Origin of the sequence: Phocaeicola barnesiae DSM 18169 = JCM 13652, assembly GCF_000374585.1 — a bacterium.
Lineage (GTDB): Bacteria > Bacteroidota > Bacteroidia > Bacteroidales > Bacteroidaceae > Phocaeicola > Phocaeicola barnesiae.
This window is the reverse complement of record NZ_KB894643.1, coordinates 512,477-533,085: the sequence shown is the minus strand read 5'-3', so window position 1 is coordinate 533,085 and position 20,609 is coordinate 512,477. Positions and strand designations below refer to the sequence as shown.

The window sequence follows — 20,609 nt, the reverse complement described above, 5'->3', positions numbered from 1 at the left end:
TTACTAATTGCCCGTCGACTTTCCCCGTATCACGGAGGATGGGTGGCATATACGTCCGGCGCTTGCAGGACAGGCAGAAAGGTATCTGTTGCTTGAGAATCATGTTACAGGGATATATGAAAGGTATTCAGGTGACTATAGCACGAAGGTTCCACCTCTTCCCATTCCGAACAGAGAAGTTAAGCTTCGTCACGCCGATGGTACTGCGCAAGTGGGAGAGTAGGTAGTCGCCGTCTTGAGGCCCCGGATTCCGCAAGGAGGTCCGGGGCTTTTTTTGTGTATTCTCTTTCTTTTTGTTATTCAGTGAATGTTCGTATAGGTATATTTCTTATTTTTGCCAGACAAAATTCAGTTTGATATGGATACTATTTTACCCTTTGCACTCTTGTGCTTTACTTCATTTTTTACGTTGACGAATCCGTTGGGTACAATGCCCGTATTCCTGACCATGACAAATGGCCTGAGTGATGACGACCGGAAGAACATTGTCAAACGTGCTACAGTCATTTCATTCATCATTTTGATGGCATTCACTTTTTGTGGTCAGTTCCTTTTCAAATTCTTTGGAATTTCTACCAATGGTTTCCGCATTGCTGCCGGTATCATTATTCTGAAGATTGGTTATGACATGCTGCAGGCACGGTATACCAATACCAAACTGAAGGATGAGGAAATAAAAACTTATGCCAATGATATTTCCATTACTCCGCTTTCCATTCCGATGTTGTGCGGTCCTGGAGCCATTGCCAATGGTATTATTCTGATGGATGATGCGGATAATTGGACATTAAAACTGACGATGGTGATTGTAATAGCAGTAGTTTATTTGCTTACTTACATTATCTTGCGTTTATCAACCCGATTAGTTAGGATTATTGGGGAAACGGGTAATAACGTGATGATGCGTCTGATGGGCCTTATTCTAATGGTTATTGCTGTAGAATGTTTTGTTGGAGGTGTTAAACCTATCTTGACAGACATCATTGAGAATGCACAGATACATTTGTTATAAACGATTCGTGTATAATTATGTATAGCCTTTCCGGTTTGTTGGTTTTGCGACGGCTGGAAAGGTTTTTTGTTGTAATAATACTTGAATTTATAATAAAATATTATAATCAAATTGAATAAAAATTGATTTATGCTTGTTTTTGTCAATAAAATTTCATTTCTTTGGGCATAAGGGTATTTTCTTTTCACCCTTCTCGGAATCAATCCTATTATTAACCTTAACTGATAGTGGTTATGAAAATTCTGTTTGTTGGTTTGGGAAGAGCGGGAAAGCTATTCTCTACCGAACATCTGTTCAGGGAGAAATTGCATGAATCATCCTTGGATGATGTAGAAGTTGCAACAGCGGATATGGCTGATTTGGGTTCGCCGGGCGGACGTCGTCTGGAAAATAATTTGAAGGAGATTGTCTCACGTGGGGTGGACATCATTGTGGTGATGGAAAAATGGCAGAAAGAGTTATTGACACGTTTCATCGAGTATGCTTCCTGGAATAAGATTCATTTGTTCGGTGATATCTGTAAGCGTAACAAGGATGAACAGGTGCCTTCGTGCGATGTTGATATCGCTTATCGAAGTGACCACGAGAAGATGAATGACGGCTGTGGAAATCTGATTGAACAGCTCCGCACTTTCATCAGGGAACGTCAGTTGCCAGCTAAGTTGTCTTCGGTTTAAACGGAACAGATGTACGGTATGTATCTTATGATGGCATCTCCTAGGATGGCATGTCGTCCTGTGTTGGCTTGTGAAGAGGAAATTTATACTGATTCGATGAGGACAGATTTATTCACTATCGGTGATGAACCTGTCCTCATTGGTTTATAGTGTCACTGGTACCTGTTATTGGGGTAAGGGGATTTCAGTGGGAATCCGATGGGACAGGTATCATGGACCTGATGGGCAGACGTAAGAAATATTCAGGAAAAATCTCATCTTTCACAATCTTTTTATGACTTGATTTGTTGTATATATAAAGGGAATGAATTACAGCTTATTGTAAATGAAAAAATGAGAATGAGATTAAAATAGAACTGTCACGATGTTATTTTTAGGAAGATGGGAGGATATTTGAATGTTTGTAGCAGGCGTACTATGCTAAGCTTGCTGTTTGTCGGGGCTTCGTTGCTATCTGTAGTCGCACAGAACCTGGCCGTCAAGACAAACGCTTTGTAGTGGATGACTGGAACCCCGAATATCGGGATAGAGATACCGGTCATAGAAAACCAGACCTTCCAACTCTTTTATGGAATTAATCCCTGGAAATCGGATGTGAAGAGTACAACTCATTGGTGTCTGCAACCGGAATTCCGATATTGGTTGCGCCAACGGTGGAAAGGTTGGTTTGTAGGTATACATGCCATGGGGGGTGAGTTTAATGTGGAAAACAAGAGACTACCTTTGGGTATCTGGAAAGGCTTAAGGGATAATCGTTATAGAGGCTGGTATGTGGGAGGTGGAATTTCAGCAGGTTACCAATGGAAATTATCACGGCATTGGAATCTGGAAGCGGCTATAGGATTTGGATACAATTACGTGGAATATGACCAGTACAAATGCTTGAAATGCGGAGAACTGGAACGTTCTTCTTCCTTAAACTATGTAGGTCCAACAAAACTGGCTTTGAATATACAATATCTGTTTTAAGGTATACTAAACTATTTTCAGAAGTGCTGTCAACTGATGGACAGCGATGCTATTACCGATATGTGGAAACAGATTCGGTCAATGAATCAGAACTATAGACTTAAACTAAATAATCCAATACAATTTTTTAATTAACAATGAAGACAAATAAATGGTGTTCCATCTTACTGATGGGATTGATGCTTGGTGCATGTTCTAAAGACGTAATTGAACCGGATAATGGAGAACATACGGATTGGGAAACGAATAAGGTTGGGTATATAAATCTTTCTGTCAATTTACCTTCGCAGGTAGCCAGCCGTTCGGAAGCTTTTGATGACGGTGATGTCAGCGAATGGGCTGTGAAAGATGCTACATTGCTCTTGTTTGCGGCCGGTAACAGTAACGAGACAGAAGCCGATGCTACGTTTATAGGTGCTTATGAATTGGCTTTAAACATGAATGTACAGACACCGGCAGCAGATGCGTTGTCTTCTACGGCGCAGATTATCCAGAAGATTAATAAACTGGATACTGAGAACAATGATGTTTATGCATTGGTGGTTCTGAATAGAAACGGTCAGTTTACATTGAACGGTAACGATGTGATGTTTGGACAAGAGGCTTTCAGTGGAACTTTTAAGGATTTTTCGCTGAAACTGGTCGATAATCAGGTGACCGCTAATGGATTTCTGATGACGAACGCTCCTTTGTTTGCCACGAACGGTTCTGTACCGAGCGGAACTGTACAGACTTTGACAAAGATTGATGCTTCTTCCATTTATCCGACGAAGGAAGATGCAGCCATCCATTCATCGGCACAGGTATTTGTGGAAAAGGCTGTTGCCAAGGTTACGATGAACGGTCAGGTATCAGGAACCCTGTCGGATACGAATCATCCGCTTCCGTATACACTTAGCGGATGGATGCTCGACAATACGAATAAGCGTGCATATTTAGTACGTCAGGTAGATAATACTTGGTGGGGATATACAAACAGTTCCGATTACCGTTTCTTAGGTGCACAACCGGTAAACACTGGCTTATACCGTACTTATTGGGCAACTGACCCGAATTATTCTACGTATGTAGCCGGCTCATCGGATACGGGGTTAAGTACTGTAGAAGGTACTACACCTGCTTTATCCAATGGTATGAGTACTTCGAATTACTGTTTGGAAAATACATTCAATACCGCTAACCAGACCCTCCAGTCTACTACCCGTGCGGTCGTAAAGGCTGTATTTAATGGAGGACAGGATTTTTACCTGTTGAATGATGATAAGACGGTGTTGTATGAACAAGGATTAAGTGCTACACATTCGTTGGAGAATCTTGTAGCCCGTGCTTTGGTTTCGGAGCCTACCTTGAACGCCAAAATCAAACAGAGCCTGAATGTCGGTAAGACCTTCGGTGAAGGAGATGTTGCCAGTCTGACCCTGTCTGCTCCAGATATGAATGGGGTGAGCCAAGTGACAGGTATTACGTTGTCTTCATCGGATAGCGGTAAATACAATACAGCATTGACATTTACTTCCGGTGATTTGGAAAAACTGAATACGCAATTGGGTACGCTCTACAAATATACGAATGGAGCCGCTTATTATGCCATCAAAATCAGACATTTCACTGATACTCAGACACCGAATCCCTCGACTGGATATACCGAAAATGAACATCTGGGCCGCTACGGTATCTTGCGGAACAACTGGTATCAGTTGACCGTCAATTCGGTGAAACTTATCGGTGCTCCTGTTGTACCGTTGGTATCTGGTAATACAAACTGGGATGATACTGACGAACAGTACATTTCTGTTGGTATCAAAGTCATGTCTTGGGCTGTACGTACACAGTCGATTGATTTGCAATATAAATAAATAAGTTGGCATTCCACGGGTGAGAGGAATCTCCGGTACGCATCTGTAGCGGAAATTCCTCTTCGCCTTTGTATACCAAAGGGTCGGGAACGATTACTCGATATCACTACTAAAGGAACAATATATGATGAAACTAACTTTTAAAGCTATAATACAGCTATGTGGAATGCTGCTGACCGGTATTTGGATGACTTCGTGTTCCTTGATGGATACGGATTGGGAGGATTGTCCCAGTGGATTGTATCTTTCATTCAAGTATGACTACAATTTGGAACAGACTGATTTCTTCCATGCGCAGGTAGGATCTGTCACCGTCTACGTCTTCGATGAAAACAACCGGTTGGTGCTTCAGCAAGAAGAATCGAATACACCGGGGCATGAACCGCTCAAGTTACCGCAATATGCGATGCATCTTGAACTGAAACCGGGGGCGTATAAGTTGGTCGTTTTGGCAGGTCAGCGTTCTTACGATGAAATGTTGTCTGGCCAGCAGGCGAAATTTATCCGGAGTGAAATGAACATCGGTGATCCTATGCAGAATCTGGAAGTCCAACTGAATAGTCAGGCTACTTCCGAAGGTCTTCAGGTTCCTAACGCAGGTTTGCCGCTGGATACCTTGTGGCATGGCATTGAGTTGAATGATATACAGGTATACAGTACACATGCCACTTACGATACGATTTCGTTGATACGCAATACGAAACATTTGAATGTGACATTGCGGCAGTTGGACGAGACCGTACCTATAGATATTGCTGATTATGACATGAAGATTCAAGATAGGAATACCCATTTACTATGGGACAATACGTGGAATGAGCAGGAAACCGTTGCCTATGTGCCTTACCAGACTTGGAATTCGGACGATAGGCCGTCCGTGGATACCCGTTCTTCCGAAGCGGCAGGTGAAGGATTGATGGCACATGCTGATTTTATGACCTCCCGTATTTGTTATCATCAGCATGGAGGGGATGATGCTGTTTTCTCGGTCAGGGACAAGGCTACCGGTAAGGAGCAGGTTCAGATTAATTTACCTGATATGCTGACTCGTTTGAGTACCCATGTCTTGTCATCTAGGTATTCTCCGCAGGAATTTTTGGACCGCTGCTCTGATTATCACCTGACTTTTTTTCTGAACGGTTCCACTTGGGAATATGTTGAAGTTACGGTCGGTGCTTTAAGCTGGAGTGTTCGAATTCAGCAGATTGATTTGTAATGAAGATTGGGATAAGCCTCATGGAGTGGACATTCCCAGTTACCCGCAACAACTTTAAATTGACATCTTTTGAAGGTAGGAATGCATTTCGGATGCTGGGAAACAAAATTCGGATGGTTTCTTCATTTTAAGAACTTCTTCTTTATCTTTGTAGTCATCAAAAACTCCATCAATATGGCAAAAGAAAAGACGATATATATCTGCACCAATTGCGGACAGGAATCCCCGAAATGGTCAGGGAAATGTCCTTCGTGCGGACAATGGAATACCTTCGTAGAAGAAGTGGTACGCAAAGAAGCTCCGATGGCCAAACATGTGGCACACGGCATCGAGTCTGTCCGTTCGAAACCGCAATACCTGAAAGAAATCGTTTCGTCGGACGAGCAGCGGATGAATATGCAGGACGATGAACTGAACCGCGTTTTGGGAGGCGGACTTGTACAAGGTTCTTTGACACTGATAGGAGGTGAACCGGGAATCGGAAAATCGACCCTTATTTTACAGACGGTTCTCCGGTTGACCGATAAGAAAGTTTTGTATATCTCGGGGGAGGAAAGTGCCCGGCAGCTGAAGCTACGTGCCGACCGTATCCCCCATCCGGAAGAAAGTAACGTGCTGATTGCGTGCGAGACTTCGCTCGAACAGATTTTCACGAATATCAAGAATACGGTTCCGGACCTGGTCATCATCGACTCCATCCAGACCATCTCTACCGAGAACATCGATTCGTCTCCGGGCAGCATCGTGCAGGTGCGCGAATGTTCGGCAGCTATCCTGAAATTTGCCAAAGAAACGGGTACCCCCGTCATTCTTATCGGACACATCAATAAGGAAGGAAGCATTGCCGGGCCGAAAGTGCTGGAACACATCGTCGATACCGTCCTTCAGTTTGAAGGCGACCAGCATTACATGTACCGTATTCTGCGTAGCATCAAGAACCGTTTCGGAAGCACGGCCGAACTGGGAATTTACGAAATGCGGCAAGACGGACTCCGCCAGGTAAGTAACCCTTCCGAGCTGTTGCTCACCCAAGACCATGAAGGTATGAGCGGTATTGCCATTGCCGGAGCCGTAGAAGGTATCCGTCCGTTCCTGATAGAAGTACAGGCACTGGTCAGCACAGCTGCCTATGGTATGCCGCAACGCTCGGCCACCGGTTTCGACCTGCGACGCATGAACATGCTGCTGGCCGTCCTTGAGAAGCGCGTCGGATTCAAGCTGGCTCAGAAAGATGTTTTCCTGAACATTGCCGGAGGACTGAAGGTGAACGACCCGGCCATCGACCTGGCTGTCATCAGTGCCATCTTGTCCAGCAACATGGATACGGAAATAGAAACCGGTGTCTGCATGGCGGGAGAAGTGGGTCTGAGTGGCGAGATACGTCCCGTCAACCGCATCGAACAACGCATCAGCGAGGCCGAGAAACTGGGATTTACCCGGATGCTGATTCCCAAGCACAATCTGCAGGGGCTCGACCGGAAGAAAATCCGGATTGAACTGGTTCCGGTCCGGAAAGTAGAAGAAGCCTTCCGCCAGTTGTTCGGCTGAAAGAAATTCACTAACTTTGTCCCCCGAAATTCCATAATTTATGATTCACGAATACCAACTCCGGATTCTGCCCGAACAGGCAGCCAGCGAACAGGCGCTCAAGCGCTACATCAGTCAAGAAAAAGGACTCGACATCCGTACTATCTATGCCATCCGTGTATTGAAACGGAGCATCGATGCCCGTCAACGGACCATTTTTGTCAATGTCAAGCTTCAAGTCTTCGTCAACGAACTTCCGACAGAAGACAGATATGTCAAGACCGACTATCCGAATGTAGAAGGAAAGCCGGCCGTGATTGTCGTTGGAGCAGGTCCAGGAGGATTGTTCGCCGCCCTACGACTCATTGAGTTGGGATTACGCCCCATTGTCATCGAACGGGGAAAGAACGTGCGTGAGCGAAAGGAAGACTTGGCCCGCATCAGCCGCGAACACAAAGTAGATTCGGAATCGAATTATAGTTTCGGCGAAGGAGGTGCAGGAGCTTATTCCGACGGAAAACTTTATACCCGTAGCAAGAAACGGGGTAACGTAGACAAGATTCTGAATGTATTTTGTCAGCACGGGGCCAGTACCTCAATCCTGATAGACGCACACCCGCATATCGGTACCGACAAACTTCCTAAAGTCATCGAGAACATGCGGAATACCATTCTGCAATGTGGAGGCGAGGTGCGTTTCAAGACCCGCATGGACGCGTTGATTATCGAGAAGAACAAGGTAATCGGTATCGAGACCAATACCGGCGAGACATTCCATGGACCGGTTATCCTGGCTACTGGACATTCAGCCCGCGATGTATACCGCTGGTTGTTTGCCAACGGAGTGCAACTGGAATCCAAAGGACTGGCCGTAGGTGTCCGTCTGGAACATTCGTCTCACCTGATTGACCAGATTCAATACCACAATAAGAACGGCCGGGGTAAATACCTGCCTGCCGCCGAGTATAGCTTCGTACAGCAGGTAGAAGGTCGTGGCGTATATAGCTTCTGTATGTGTCCCGGCGGATTCGTTGTTCCGGCAGCCAGCGGCCCGCATCAGTTGGTTGTAAACGGCATGAGTCCCAGCAACCGGGGTACCAAATGGAGTAATTCGGGCATGGTTGTCGAAATCCGCCCGGAAGATTTATTGAATCCCGACCTGCAATTACAGGCGTGCGAAGTATTTCCCGATTCGGCCGAAGCGGCTACCGAGGAACTGATTCGCCGTACCGCCTGCACCGGTGAAAACGAAATCCATACCTTGGCCATGATGCAATTCCAGGAACGGCTGGAACAAATCTGTTGGCAACAGGGAAACATGCGGCAGACGGCTCCGGCCCAACGGATGGTGGATTTCACCCGCAAGAAACTGAGTTACGACCTTCCCGACTCGTCTTATAGCCCGGGACTGGTTTCATCGCCCTTGCATTTCTGGTTACCGAAGTTCATCAGCGAACGTCTCAGTAAAGGTTTTCAACTCTTCGGGAAAAGTTCACACGGTTTCCTGACCAACGATGCCGTTATGATTGCCACGGAAACCCGTACCTCTTCACCGGTACGCATTGTGCGTGACAACGAAACCTTGCAACATGTTACGGTAGAGGGCCTGTTCCCTTGCGGTGAAGGAGCCGGTTATGCCGGAGGAATTGTTTCGGCCGGTATCGACGGAGAACGTTGTGCCGATGCGGTTGCCGGCTATTTGAACAAAAACTAGCCGAAATTTGTTATATACTTCTCAAACCATTGATGTATATGATGTCCGAGATAGCGATTCTAGAAAACAATACCCTGACCGCTTTGGGGTTGCGTCTGATTCTGGAAGAACTGCTTCCAGCAACCGTGATACGCGTATTTTCATCTTTCGAAGCCTTGATAGATGATACACCGGACATGTATGCCCATTATTTCGTTTCGACACAAATCTATTTCGAACATAGCAATTTCTTCCTGCAACGTCGTCCGAAAACCATTGTACTGGCCGCCGGTGAACAACCTTCCTTGAGCGGCGTTCCGACGCTGAATTTCTGCCTGCCGCAAGAAAAACTGGTGAAGTCCATCATGCAGCTACGGAACTACGGACACGAGATGACCCATCATCCGGTGACGACTTCCCCCATGCCCCAGCAGGAGCATGATTTGTCTCCCCGTGAGATAGAAGTCCTGATTCTCATTACCAAAGGATTCATCAACAAGGAAATAGCGGACAAGCTCAATATCAGCCTGACTACCGTTATTTCTCACCGTAAAAACATTACGGAAAAACTAGGTATCAAATCGGTATCGGGGCTTGCCATCTACGCCGTCATGCACGGCTATGTAGAGGCCGACCGGATTTAGGAGTGCTGTAGGTTTCCCCTTGTGTGAAGGCTATGCTTCGACACCCCGGAGAAGACCGGTTTTCCCAACCGCGGGACGCTTTCCCGCCATTTCCTTGCAGATGTCAATAAAAATGCCGAATATTGCAAACCCGTTTAGATACTGATGCTGAATCGGGATATTGTAATTATCACCTGTTCAAAGACAAAAATAGGATGCCTGCAACTATCACCCCTTTTTCCCGACCGCTTTACCTGATGGCGAAACCGGTGGGAGCCCTTTGCAACCTGGCTTGCAAATATTGTTATTATCTGGAGAAGAGTAATCTGTATCAGGAGAACCCGAAACACATCATGAGCGATGCTCTGCTCGAGAAATTCATCAAAGAATACATCGAATCACAAACCATGCCGCAGGTACTCTTTACGTGGCACGGAGGTGAAACGCTGATGCGTCCCTTGTCCTTCTATCAACGGGTAATGGAATTGCAACGTAAGTATGCCCATGGGCGCACCATCGATAACTGCATCCAGACTAACGGTACTTTATTGACCGATGATTGGTGCCGATTCTTTCATGACAACCATTGGCTGGTCGGCATTTCCATCGACGGCCCTCAGGAGTTTCACGATGAATACCGAAAGAACAAACAGGGCAAACCTTCGTTTGTCAAAGTGATGCAAGGTATCAATCTGTTGAAAAAACATCGGGTAGAGTGGAATGCCATGGCGGTAGTCAATGATTTCAATGCCGATTATCCGTTGGATTTTTATCATTTCTTCAAGCAACTGGATTGTAGATACATCCAGTTCACTCCGATTGTAGAGCGTTTGCATCAGCATTCCGACGGGCGGCACCTGGCTTCTGTCGACGAGCGGAACAGTTCCGAGCCCTTGGCCGACTTTTCCGTCACTCCTCAGCAATGGGGGAATTTCTTGTGCACCATCTTCGATGAGTGGGTAAGAAACGATGTCGGAGAATTCTATATCCAGTTGTTCGACGCTACATTGGCCAACTGGGTAGGCGAACAACCGGGTATCTGTACCCTTGCCAAGACCTGTGGGCATGCGGGGGTAATCGAATTCAACGGCGATGTTTATTCTTGCGACCATTTTGTCTTTCCACAATACAAGTTGGGCAATATCTACTCCAACACCCTGATAGAAATGATGTATAGCGACCGGCAATTGCAATTCGGTCAGGATAAACAAGACAAATTGCCCCGTCAATGCAAGGAATGTACCTATCGTTTTGCCTGCAACGGCGAATGTCCCAAGAATCGTTTCTGTACGACACCCGATGGAGAGCCTGGCCTCAATTATCTGTGTCAGGGTTACTACCAGTTCTTTGACCATGTGGCTCCTTACATGGATTTCATGAAACGGGAATTCCTGGCCCAGCGACCGCCTGCCAATGTCATGGAAGCCATTCGTAAAGGAACTATCTGATAATCAATCTTTATAAGTCACCAAAGTACGGTATGTAATCATCGTTTCTTCTCGAAAGGTGGAAAGGGTTATTGCATACCGTTTTTTTAATTCCACAAGAATCCTCATAAATTAGGATTGTACGTTTTTCTGCTTTGCCTTTTCTTTGCACCCGAATTACTTAAACACATTCTTGAAAGAAAAAATGATGAAAAGACGTACAGTATTGACTCCGCTGGTAGCCGTTGCCGCAACCGTCGCAGCTGCTTCTCCGGCTGATACAGAACATGTGATTCCGAAAGATACAACCAAAGTCATTGACATCGAAGAGGTAGTGGTCATCGCTACTCCGAAAGAGAACAACCGTTTGCGCCAACAGGCCGTATCGGCTACCTCTTTTTCGCAGAACGACCTGAGAAAGAACTCGGTCACTTCGGTCAAATCGCTTTCCGGACTGGTACCCAACCTGTTCATTCCGGATTATGGTTCCAAACTGACTACTTCCATGTATGTGCGGGGTATCGGTTCGCGCATCAATACCCCGGCAGTCGGGCTGTACGTCGATAACATTCCGTTTATCGATAAGTCTGCCTTCGATTTCAACTACTCGGACATCGAACGGATAGACGTGATGCGTGGGCCTCAAGGGACACTCTACGGACGTAATACCATGGGAGGTCTCATCCGTATCTTTACCAAATCCCCCTTCAGCTACCAAGGTACGGACTTGCGTCTGGGAGCGGCTACCTACAATAACTACAAGGCTTCCGTCACGCATTATCACCGCATCTCTTCCCAGTTTGCCTTTTCTGCCGGAGCTTTCTATGAGCACAAGGGCGGATTCTTCAAGAACCAGTTCAATGGCAAAAGAATCGATGTGGACGATGAATTCGGCGGACGTATCCGGGCTATCTACCTGCCTACCGAAAACAGTAAACTGGACTTTACGCTCAATTATGAATATACCAACCAGGGCGGATACCCGTATACTTATGTAGGCCGTACCGATGGAAAGACGGAAGACCGTGCCGATTACCTGGGTAAAATCGATTATAACAACGAATGCGGTTACAAGCGTAACCTGCTGAATGCCGGCTTGAACTTCGAGCACCAGGCAGACAATTTCATCCTGAGCAGCGTCACCGGATTCCAGTACCTGTATGACCAGATGGATTTGGATCAGGATTTCACTTCGCAGGACCTTTACACCATGATGCAGAAGCAGAATGCCAAAACCATCAGCGAGGAGCTGGTTCTGAAGTCGAAACCGGGTAAGCGTTGGCAATGGACAACGGGAGTAAGCGGATTCTATCAGGCGCTCCACACCAAAGGGCCGGTTACTTTCCGTAAAGACGGTATTGCCTGGTTGAATTCTACCATCAATACTTACGGTAACCAATACATGCCCACCATCTCTCAGGGAGCCATGAACATGACCATGACCTTCAGTGACGAGATTCAGGGAGACGAACTCTACATAGGCGGCGATTTCGATACTCCGATTCTGAACGGAGCCATCTTCCACCAGTCTACGTTCAATGACCTGTTCGGTCTGGAAGGGTTATCGTTCACCGCCGGTCTGCGTCTGGATTACGAGAAATTGAAGCTGAAATACAATACCGGATATGATTTTGTCCATACCTACGGATTGAGCGGTGTCTTGACTCCGATGAACATCACCGTCGATATGGTTCCGAAAGCCGATTACCAGGCCAGCAAGGAATATACCGGCGAAATCAGCCATGACTACCTGCAATTGCTTCCGAAGTTCTCCCTGCAATATAACTTCGATACCCAGAACAACATCTATGCTACCGTATCCAAAGGATACCGCTCGGGAGGATATAACATCCAGATGTTCTCGGATGTCCTGCAAAAGGATATGCAGACCAGTATCATGAAGGATGTGGCCAACGCGACTATCCCGGTTGTCAACAATGTTCCGATGATTCCGCAGGATACCAAAGACAAGATTGTAGGAATCCTCCAACAGATGTCGACCGAAACCGCTACCGATGTAAAGGCCACTACGCTTTACAAGCCGGAATATTCCTGGAACTACGAAATCGGTTCTCACCTGACCTTGTTCGATAACCGCTTGCAACTGGATGTGGCGGCCTTCTACATGGACACCCACAACCAGCAGATTTCACGTTTCGTAAACAGCGGATTGGGACGCATCACGGTCAATGCCGGAAAAAGCCGGAGCCTCGGTGCCGAAGCTGCTTTCCGTACCCAGATAACCGATGCGTTCAGCCTGAACGGAAACTATGGTTATACGTATGCCACCTTTACGGATTATGTCTTGAGCGATGCGGAGAACTACAACGGGAATTATGTACCGTTTGTCCCGAAACATACCTTCACGGTAGGCGGACAATACATCTTTGCCTTGAAATCAGAAGCCTTCCTCGATAACATCACGGTAAATGCCAACTACAAGGCGGCCGGACGAATCTATTGGACGGAAAAGAACGATGCCAGCCAGGCTCTATACGGTACGCTGAACGGCCGCATCGACTTCAACAAGGGAAACGGTCAGGTAGCGCTCTGGATAAACAATGCATTGGATAAGAAGTATGAAGCCTTCTACTTCCAGACCATGAACCGCGGCTTCGCACAATACGGCCGTCCGCTTCAAATCGGTATCGACCTTCGTTGCCGGTTCTGATAGCTGCATTCTCGCATTCATTTCATACGGACTCCATTTCTGCCATCCTTGACGGGTGACGGAAATGGAGTTTTTTGATGGCCTTTGGAACGATACAAGGTGGCTATGCAAAAACGAACGGACGTTTCATTCAAAACGAACGGATAAACGGACAAAAACAAACGGATGTTTTACTTCAAACGAACGGACGAATTAATCCGGATATACGTACGTTTGATTCGATAGAAACGCACGTTTCCTCCATTCACCCCGCATCATCTTATCACAAAGGAATAAGGGAGTGAAATCCTTGCGGACTCCACTCCCTCATCCTAAATTTATAACTACGATTTATCTTGATTTCATTCTAACGACAATCCTCCATCGGTCGGCCAATACGGATTCTGATACAGGCCACTGGCCAACTGCAGCTCTTCTACACCGATAGGAGACAGGTAGAAGGCTTTCCGCCACGTATAACCGTCATACAATTGATTGTTCGTCTTGTAAATGGCGTAGGGCAACAGATACTTGCCTTGGCTCTTCTGAGAAACATTGGAGGTGATGGTACCGTCGGCCACAATCTCTTCACCGCTCTCCGTATAGTTCTTGTAAGCCTCATCCCACAAGTTGATACCCTTAGGAACGAAAGGTTTGGTGAACACTCTGTCCCAGGATCTCCAGCGAATCAGGTCGTCCCAACGCATACCTTCGCCGAGGAATTCACACCGGCGTTCCCGGCGGATGTTATACAACGTAGCATCGACCATGTTGCTGCCAGACCAGACACCCAAGTCATCCAACGCTGCTTCTTTACTCATGTCTGTAGCATGGATGGTCTTGTTGAAATCCGCATCCACTCCGGCACGTGTACGTAAAGCTCTCCAATAGCCTTGGGCTTTGTTGTCCAATGACCTGTTCTTTTCATAACATGCCTCCATATAGTTCAGATACGCTTCGGCTGCACGGAATATCGGACAAGCATTGGTTCCGAGCAATTCATCGCTCGATTTCTGCGCATAATCATACGTATAATGCTTCCGTTGGCGATAACCGGTAATGTCACGGTTCTGCTGCTCCGCATTCGTCACCAAAGGTTTCCCGAACAGAACGACATTACCTGTTTGGGCAACTTCCGCCTGAGCCGGATCCGACTTGAGTACATCGCTTTCTCCCCAGACAAACAATCGCAAGCGTTCGTCACGGTCCGTCTTCTCGTCATCGATGCTGACATCTCCCTTATAAAGGGGAGAGGCATAAATGGGAAGCCCGTCCTTACACAAGAAAGCAGTGATGAAACTATGCATCAAACCACTGTCGTCGCCTACCTGCAGACGGTTGGGCGCATCGTGCGTAATGCTCAGAGACTTGTTGTACTGTTTCCACAACAGGACTTCAGGAACATTTGCCAACGATGGCTGGCTGAACATTTCGAAATAAGGATTCCAACCATAAATCTGACCGTATTCCGGATTCATGACGTGGTTGTTATCGGTCAGAGAAATCTTGTCGGCTACAGCACTGGCTGCACTCATCGCCTCACCCAGGAAGAAATCAATTTCTGCATGGATGTCGAATGTCTTTCCTTGGTTGTAGGACATGTTCTTTCCCGGCCAATTCTCATCACCCGGTACACGTCCCGTACCTTGATGGTATTTTTCGAACGTACCTTCATACAGAGCCACCCGCGACTTGAAGAGCTGAGCCGCCTGTTTGTTGATACGCTGATTGTTGGCATAACCGGTTTCCTGGAGCAATGAAATTGCCTTGTCGAGGTCTTCCAGGATAAAACGGGCTACTTCGTTTCGGGGAGAGCGTATGGACTGTTCCTGCAACACCGCATCGTCATCGGGAAGTACTTCCGTGATAATCGGCAGGTCACCGAAAGTAGCCAAGGCATTGAAATAGGCCATGGCACGGAAGAAATAGGCCTCGCCCAAGTACTGGTTGATGGTTTCCGTCGTTCCTTGGATGGAACCCTCCGCAATCTTCGGTTCAACGGTATTGATCAGATAGTTCCAGGTACGGATAACACTGTATGTACTTTTCAGGTTCTGGTTGCTGGGTACCTGCCAGGTATTGGCAAAATAGGACAATGAACCTGCTCCCTGCACAAAGTTATCGGTATTGTTATCGTTGATACCCAAACCTTCGTTCCAAGCCTGCTGGTGGTACAAGGGGACACCTCGGGAATTCACCAAAGAAGAGTTGTAGTAATTGATGACATAGGCACCAATCTGATCGGCCACCGTAAAATAAGAGTTCGGAGTCACGCTGGTAATCGGTTCACGATCCAGGAAATCGTTGCACGAAGTCATTCCTGCTCCACCCAAACCGACCAACGAGTAGAGGCACAATTGCTTTATATTGATTTTCATTGTTTTACACTATTAGAAGTTTACATTCAAGCCCACAGAGATTGTTCTTTGTAACGGATAGAGTTTTCCGGCACCCCAGTCACCGCCCAGCGTTTCCGGATCGAAGATTTTACTGATTCCGGTAAATGTCATCAGGTTATCACCCGATACATAGACACGGACAGATTCCATACCGGCTTTAGTCACCCATGCTTTCGGAAGCGTATAACCTACCTGGACATTCTTGACACGCATGTAGGCAGCGTTCTGCAGATAATCCGTCTGTACCTGCTGGTTCATGGTAGAACTGAAGTTAGGCCTCGGGTAGTAGGCATCCGGATTGTCCGGTCTCCAATAGTCCAGGTGTTCCGTAAAGCAGGTAGATTGCCACATTCCACCGCTGGCTCCCCAGAAGTACGGGCCGCTTAACCAGAAGTCGCGTTTCAATACACCTTGCAGGAAGACCGAGAAATCCAGCCCCTTCCACGATCCATCCAGGGTAATACCGAACTTATAGCGCGGTGTGTTGTTACCGATAATCGTGATATCACCGTGGTCTTCGAGTGTATTCGAACCGTTATTCACCACTCCGTCACCGTTCAAATCGGCATACATGACATCACCGGCCGACCATCCGGAGCCCCAGTTCGGCTTGTTGTTTGCCAGGTGGGCATCCATCTCTTCCTGTGTCTGAGCAAGTCCTACGGTCGTATATCCCCAGATTTCGCCCAGCATACGCCCATCGTAATAAGCACTCAGGTTACCGGTCGGATTGTAATAGCGGGTTATTTTCTCCTGGTTATCATCCAAGGTCAGACGGACTCCATATCCAAATTCGTTGATACGGTCTCTCCAGGCCAGTTCCAGTTCCCATCCGTAAGACTTCAAGTCGGCATTGTTCAGTTTCGGAGGAGTAGCGCCCAAGATACCCGGTAGATTCGGAGCGTCTGCCACCATGTTTTTCGTCAGGCGGTTGTAATAGCTGAATGATCCGGTAAGCCGGTTATTGAACATACCGAAGTCGAAACCAAGGTCCCAGCTCTCGATCGTTTCCCAGGTAAGCAGGCTACTTACGATTCCCGGAAGTCCTGCCGTATTCTGCTTGTTTCCATTCAGCAACCAGCTGGAATTGTTCACTCCTGTAGGCATGGACTGGTAGAACGGATAATAGGCATCGGTATTGTTGTTACCGAGCTGACCCCACGAAGCTCTCAGCTTCAATGTTCCGATTGTACGGCTCAATGGCTGGAAGAATTGCTCACGGGCGATGTTCCAACCGGCGGAGAAGGACGGGAAAAGCGCCCAGCGTTTGTCCCCTACAAATCGGGATGAGCCGTCGTAGCGGAGATTGGCTTCCAGCAGGTAGCGCTCGTTGTAGTTATAGTTCAGACGTCCGAAGAAACCCACAATCGCCAGTTCCTGCGCTGAGTTGACGGCTCTCTTGTTGGCCTGAGTGACACTCAATTGCGGAACGGAAGGGGTAATCAGATCCGTACCGAAACCTGTCAACGAACCGGTCTTATACAGCTCGGTATTGAAACCGCCCATGAGTTTGAAATAATGTCCGGCAATCGTCTTCGCATAATCCGTATAGACATTGGTCGAGAAATAATCTTCCGAGCCTCGGGTGTCCTGTACTTCGGAATATCCCGCGGCGCCACCGTTCCACGACAACAGGTAAGGAACATTGTCCGCATCGTATCCATAAATCGGAAGAACCGCCCAGTGCTGGTCGTTCGCATATTGGCGTAAACTACCCTCCACGGTAATTCGCCAGTCTTTCAGAGGCTCGAAGACGAACTGGAGCTGGTTGGTATACCAGTTCTGTTGCCTGGTCTGGACACCGCCTTCTTCCAGCTGGATGATTTCCATATCGGCGGCCCAATGCCCATGAGGGTCGGTAACGAAACAGGTTGGCCAGCGGCGGGCGATGTTGTGGAAGAACAGACCGGTCAGATACGTCGGACGGCTGAAGTCTTCACGTGTCCATTTGGTGGTGAAGTTCATCTTTGCCCAGTCGGCCAATTGGGCGGAAATCTTACCGTTCAGGGTATAGCGATGGAATTTGTCCGTTCCGTGCTTCAGGAGTCCCTTCTGATCAAGCAAGTTACCGCTCAAAATATAAGTGATTTTTTCATTACCGCCGCTGATGCTGATGTTATGTTCCTGAGACGGCACATTCTTGTCATAGAATTCATCGAACCAGTTGGTATTGGCGAAAGAGCCGCTATAGTTCCGGTAACGGTTGTTCTGAGGATTCACCGTAGTACCATAATATTCCGGTTGGGATGGGTCGGTGAATTCACCGTTCAGGTATTTCCGGATGTTTGAAAGGGCGTCCTCATCGAAGATAGGAGACCCGCCGCCATTCGAAGAGGCATCATTGAAGTAGTTGGCAAAGTCCAAGGAATTCACCATCTCCGGCAACTGGATGGCTGTAGAGAAACGGACATTGCCGGAATAGTTGACACGCGTCTTACCGCTCAAACCGTTCTTTGTGGTAATCAGGATAACACCAAAGGCTGCACGGGCACCGTAAATGGAAGCTGAAGCGGCATCCTTCAAGACCGAAACACTGGCAATATCATTCGGATTGACCGTATTCATATCTCCTTCGATGCCGTCAATCAGGATTAACGGGCTACCGCTCGAACCGGAACCGATGGTACCGTTACCACGGATAGAAACTCCCATACTTCCATCGAGGGAACCTCCGCTGTTTCCGACACTCATAGTCAACCCCGGAATCTGTCCTTGCAATGCCTGAGCTACATTCTGTACTGGACGTGACTCCAATACTTTCGAATCCACCATACTTACAGCACCGGTTACGTTGGCTTTCTTCTGTGTGCCATAACCTACCACTACCACTTCATCCAATACTTCCGTATCATCCTTCAAGGTTACTTCCAAAGGAGCTCCCTCCCAGACTACATCGGTTGTCTGGTATCCTACGAACGATATCTGAATGACAGCACCTTTCTGCACATTCTTTAGTTCGAAGGCACCGTCAATATCTGTAATGGTACCGTTGATAGTACCCTTCACCACCACAGAAGCACCGATAATAACTTCTCCTTGACCATCTTTCACAATACCTTTACAGGTAGAGGCTTGCTGTACGTTCCTTACAAATTCAGGTTCAAGAGCGGTCGACGCATGGACGACGCTACCTGAAGCTACACTTGCTAGAGTCAGCAACAGACTTGCTGATTTTAGTCGCTTTAACATAGCTGTCTTAAAAGTTAATAAAAGGTTTAGTTAAACTTAGTTTAGTTCTAGTCTCTTCAATTATAAAAAAGTTACTAATGTCCTTTATCAAACACGTCAAACAGCTCAATTGTTTTTGTCTTCATCCATGCACGGATGGGAACGGTCTCGCTCGACAACTATCTAGAAAAGATTTATTACCTCATCCATCACATTCATCCTGTTATCAGCATACAAAAAAGAATTTATCGGTATTGTTATTCGTTTAAAGATTAGGATAAAAAGCCGGTCCGTTTTTCAGGAATCCCTATCCGGCCGATGAAGACGAATGTGATTTTATCAAAGAATTTTGGTCCCTTGATTTTTTACGCGCTTGCTATTTTTATACAAAAATAACATACCCCTTGACTATTCGTTCAATGCCCCGCAATGCGGACAGATTCCCTTGGCGCGCATCTTGGCTCCGCAGGCTCCGCAAGCATACGGGTAACGGTTGGAGTGTTTCAGCCAGCGGAAACAACAATAGGTATAGGCTATCAGGCACACATAGGCCGCGTAAATCCATAAATAGGTAAAGAAGATATAGAGGAAGATGCAGCACGATGCCAGTCCGATAAGGTAGAAGAAAGCCACCTCGAACGTCGTCTGATGGAACAGGTCATCCAGCAGGGCAACTCCCATCAGGAAAATGCACCATACGCTCAATACGAACAACCCCAAAATCAAAGGTAGGTCGAAGGGATTCAGGGACGGGTCATAATAGTAGCGCTCCCAGGTCTGCGGCACAAAGTATTGCATACTATTGTATAACGTGGCCGCACAGGCCAGCAGCCACGAAAGCATGATGGGGAAGATACTGTCGATGTCGTTCAACCAGATCAGCTTGGTCTTCTTCCGTTTCATGGCCCGATAGGCGAAGGTCAGGAAGAAGATACCCACAATCAGGAAGAAATACAAGGTATGCGTATCGCTGAACAGGTGGATGCATTGTGAAATCGGGTCGACGGGTACAATATTTTCCAGCAACTGATGCTCGGGTAACCAGCCGATGGTCTCCTGGTCACGGGCTACCTTGACCCAGACCGAATCCGTCGGGTCGTCTGCATGTATCGCCAGTTCCGCCACCACCAGTTCATTGTCCTTCAGTACCGGAAGCGAATCGGTAAAAGGCAGTTGATGTAGCCACAATGTATCGGCCGTCACCTTGAAATTACTGTTCAGGGCATACGGACGTTCCGGCAAATCGACCACGGAGCTTTCTTCTTCCCCCTCTTCTCCTTCTCCGTCTACACGGGTAGGCAAGGCGGTCCGATAATAACAGGACGTAACCCCGACTACCAGCAACAACAGACATACCAGATATTTACCCCACTTCCACATAAGATTCCTTTC

Annotated in this window: 13 protein-coding genes and 1 rRNA gene; 11 read left to right on the top strand and 3 right to left on the bottom strand. The window is 47.2% G+C overall.

The window, feature by feature from the left end; translation table 11 throughout:
- The first annotated feature begins 127 nt into the window (after positions 1–127).
- The 11 genes from rrf to C510_RS0102130 all read left to right on the top strand — a co-directional run bounded on the left by rrf (position 128) and on the right by C510_RS0102130 (position 13,671).
- A 5S ribosomal RNA gene (rrf, locus tag C510_RS0102180) occupies positions 128–236 on the top strand.
- A 122-nt stretch (positions 237–358) separates the two neighbouring features.
- On the top strand, positions 359–1,012 hold the full coding sequence (locus tag C510_RS0102175) for a MarC family protein (protein WP_025892082.1): 654 nt from the start codon (positions 359–361) through the stop codon (positions 1,010–1,012).
- Positions 1,013–1,245: 233 nt separating this feature from the next.
- On the top strand, positions 1,246–1,689 hold the full coding sequence (locus C510_RS0102170) for a low molecular weight phosphatase family protein (protein ID WP_018709701.1): 444 nt from the start codon (positions 1,246–1,248) through the stop codon (positions 1,687–1,689).
- A 501-nt stretch (positions 1,690–2,190) separates the two neighbouring features.
- A complete protein-coding gene (locus tag C510_RS0102165; protein ID WP_018709700.1) occupies positions 2,191–2,658 on the top strand; it encodes a DUF3575 domain-containing protein in 468 nt (155 codons plus the stop codon).
- A 137-nt stretch (positions 2,659–2,795) separates the two neighbouring features.
- Positions 2,796–4,514 carry an Mfa1 family fimbria major subunit gene (locus C510_RS0102160; protein ID WP_025892083.1) on the top strand — a complete coding sequence of 573 codons (1,719 nt, stop codon included), beginning with the start codon at positions 2,796–2,798 and terminating at the stop codon, positions 4,512–4,514.
- A 124-nt stretch (positions 4,515–4,638) separates the two neighbouring features.
- On the top strand, positions 4,639–5,730 hold the full coding sequence (locus tag C510_RS0102155) for a FimB/Mfa2 family fimbrial subunit (protein WP_154651928.1): 1,092 nt from the start codon (positions 4,639–4,641) through the stop codon (positions 5,728–5,730).
- A gap of 174 nt (positions 5,731–5,904) precedes the next feature.
- Positions 5,905–7,278: a DNA repair protein RadA gene (gene radA / locus C510_RS0102150; RefSeq protein WP_025892084.1), complete on the top strand. Its 1,374-nt coding sequence runs from the start codon at positions 5,905–5,907 to the stop codon at positions 7,276–7,278.
- Between the two features lie 40 nt (positions 7,279–7,318).
- Complete coding sequence (locus C510_RS0102145; protein WP_018709696.1) at positions 7,319–8,971, top strand: NAD(P)/FAD-dependent oxidoreductase; 1,653 nt, start codon at positions 7,319–7,321, stop codon at positions 8,969–8,971.
- 32 nt (positions 8,972–9,003) lie between these two features.
- Positions 9,004–9,594 carry a helix-turn-helix transcriptional regulator gene (locus tag C510_RS0102140; RefSeq protein WP_018709695.1) on the top strand — a complete coding sequence of 197 codons (591 nt, stop codon included), beginning with the start codon at positions 9,004–9,006 and terminating at the stop codon, positions 9,592–9,594.
- A gap of 194 nt (positions 9,595–9,788) precedes the next feature.
- The gene (locus C510_RS0102135; protein ID WP_018709694.1) at positions 9,789–11,021 is read left to right on the top strand and encodes an anaerobic sulfatase-maturation protein; all 1,233 of its coding nucleotides are present in this window, start codon (positions 9,789–9,791) and stop codon (positions 11,019–11,021) included.
- Between the two features lie 187 nt (positions 11,022–11,208).
- Positions 11,209–13,671 (top strand): TonB-dependent receptor, encoded by a 2,463-nt coding sequence (locus C510_RS0102130; protein ID WP_026320071.1) that lies wholly within the window; start codon positions 11,209–11,211, stop codon positions 13,669–13,671.
- Between the two features lie 341 nt (positions 13,672–14,012).
- On the opposite strand, the gene C510_RS0102125 is transcribed toward C510_RS0102130, so the two are convergent.
- From C510_RS0102125 to C510_RS0102115, 3 genes are all read right to left on the bottom strand, one after another.
- The gene (locus C510_RS0102125) at positions 14,013–16,028 is read right to left on the bottom strand and encodes a RagB/SusD family nutrient uptake outer membrane protein (RefSeq protein WP_018709692.1); all 2,016 of its coding nucleotides are present in this window, start codon (positions 16,026–16,028) and stop codon (positions 14,013–14,015) included.
- Positions 16,029–16,040: 12 nt separating this feature from the next.
- Positions 16,041–19,238: a SusC/RagA family TonB-linked outer membrane protein gene (locus tag C510_RS0102120; protein WP_025892085.1), complete on the bottom strand. Its 3,198-nt coding sequence runs from the start codon at positions 19,236–19,238 to the stop codon at positions 16,041–16,043.
- A gap of 387 nt (positions 19,239–19,625) precedes the next feature.
- Entirely contained in the window at positions 19,626–20,597 is a 972-nt protein-coding gene (locus C510_RS0102115) for a hypothetical protein (RefSeq protein ID WP_018709690.1), read from the bottom strand.
- Between the last annotated feature and the right edge of the window lie 12 nt (positions 20,598–20,609).

What these genes read in the sequence shown, in the direction of transcription:
- C510_RS0102175 (WP_025892082.1), top strand. Translation starts at nt 359, where the DNA reads ATGGATACTATTTTACCCTTTGCACTCTTGTGCTTTACTTCATTTTTT.
- C510_RS0102170 (WP_018709701.1), top strand. Translation starts at nt 1,246, where the DNA reads ATGAAAATTCTGTTTGTTGGTTTGGGAAGAGCGGGAAAGCTATTCTCT.
- C510_RS0102165 (WP_018709700.1), top strand. Translation starts at nt 2,191, where the DNA reads ATGACTGGAACCCCGAATATCGGGATAGAGATACCGGTCATAGAAAAC.
- C510_RS0102160 (WP_025892083.1), top strand. Translation starts at nt 2,796, where the DNA reads ATGAAGACAAATAAATGGTGTTCCATCTTACTGATGGGATTGATGCTT.
- C510_RS0102155 (WP_154651928.1), top strand. Translation starts at nt 4,639, where the DNA reads ATGATGAAACTAACTTTTAAAGCTATAATACAGCTATGTGGAATGCTG.
- radA (WP_025892084.1), top strand. Translation starts at nt 5,905, where the DNA reads ATGGCAAAAGAAAAGACGATATATATCTGCACCAATTGCGGACAGGAA.
- C510_RS0102145 (WP_018709696.1), top strand. Translation starts at nt 7,319, where the DNA reads ATGATTCACGAATACCAACTCCGGATTCTGCCCGAACAGGCAGCCAGC.
- C510_RS0102140 (WP_018709695.1), top strand. Translation starts at nt 9,004, where the DNA reads ATGTATATGATGTCCGAGATAGCGATTCTAGAAAACAATACCCTGACC.
- C510_RS0102135 (WP_018709694.1), top strand. Translation starts at nt 9,789, where the DNA reads ATGCCTGCAACTATCACCCCTTTTTCCCGACCGCTTTACCTGATGGCG.
- C510_RS0102130 (WP_026320071.1), top strand. Translation starts at nt 11,209, where the DNA reads ATGAAAAGACGTACAGTATTGACTCCGCTGGTAGCCGTTGCCGCAACC.
- C510_RS0102125 (WP_018709692.1), bottom strand. Translation starts at nt 16,028, where the DNA reads ATGAAAATCAATATAAAGCAATTGTGCCTCTACTCGTTGGTCGGTTTG.
- C510_RS0102120 (WP_025892085.1), bottom strand. Translation starts at nt 19,238, where the DNA reads ATGTTAAAGCGACTAAAATCAGCAAGTCTGTTGCTGACTCTAGCAAGT.
- C510_RS0102115 (WP_018709690.1), bottom strand. Translation starts at nt 20,597, where the DNA reads ATGTGGAAGTGGGGTAAATATCTGGTATGTCTGTTGTTGCTGGTAGTC.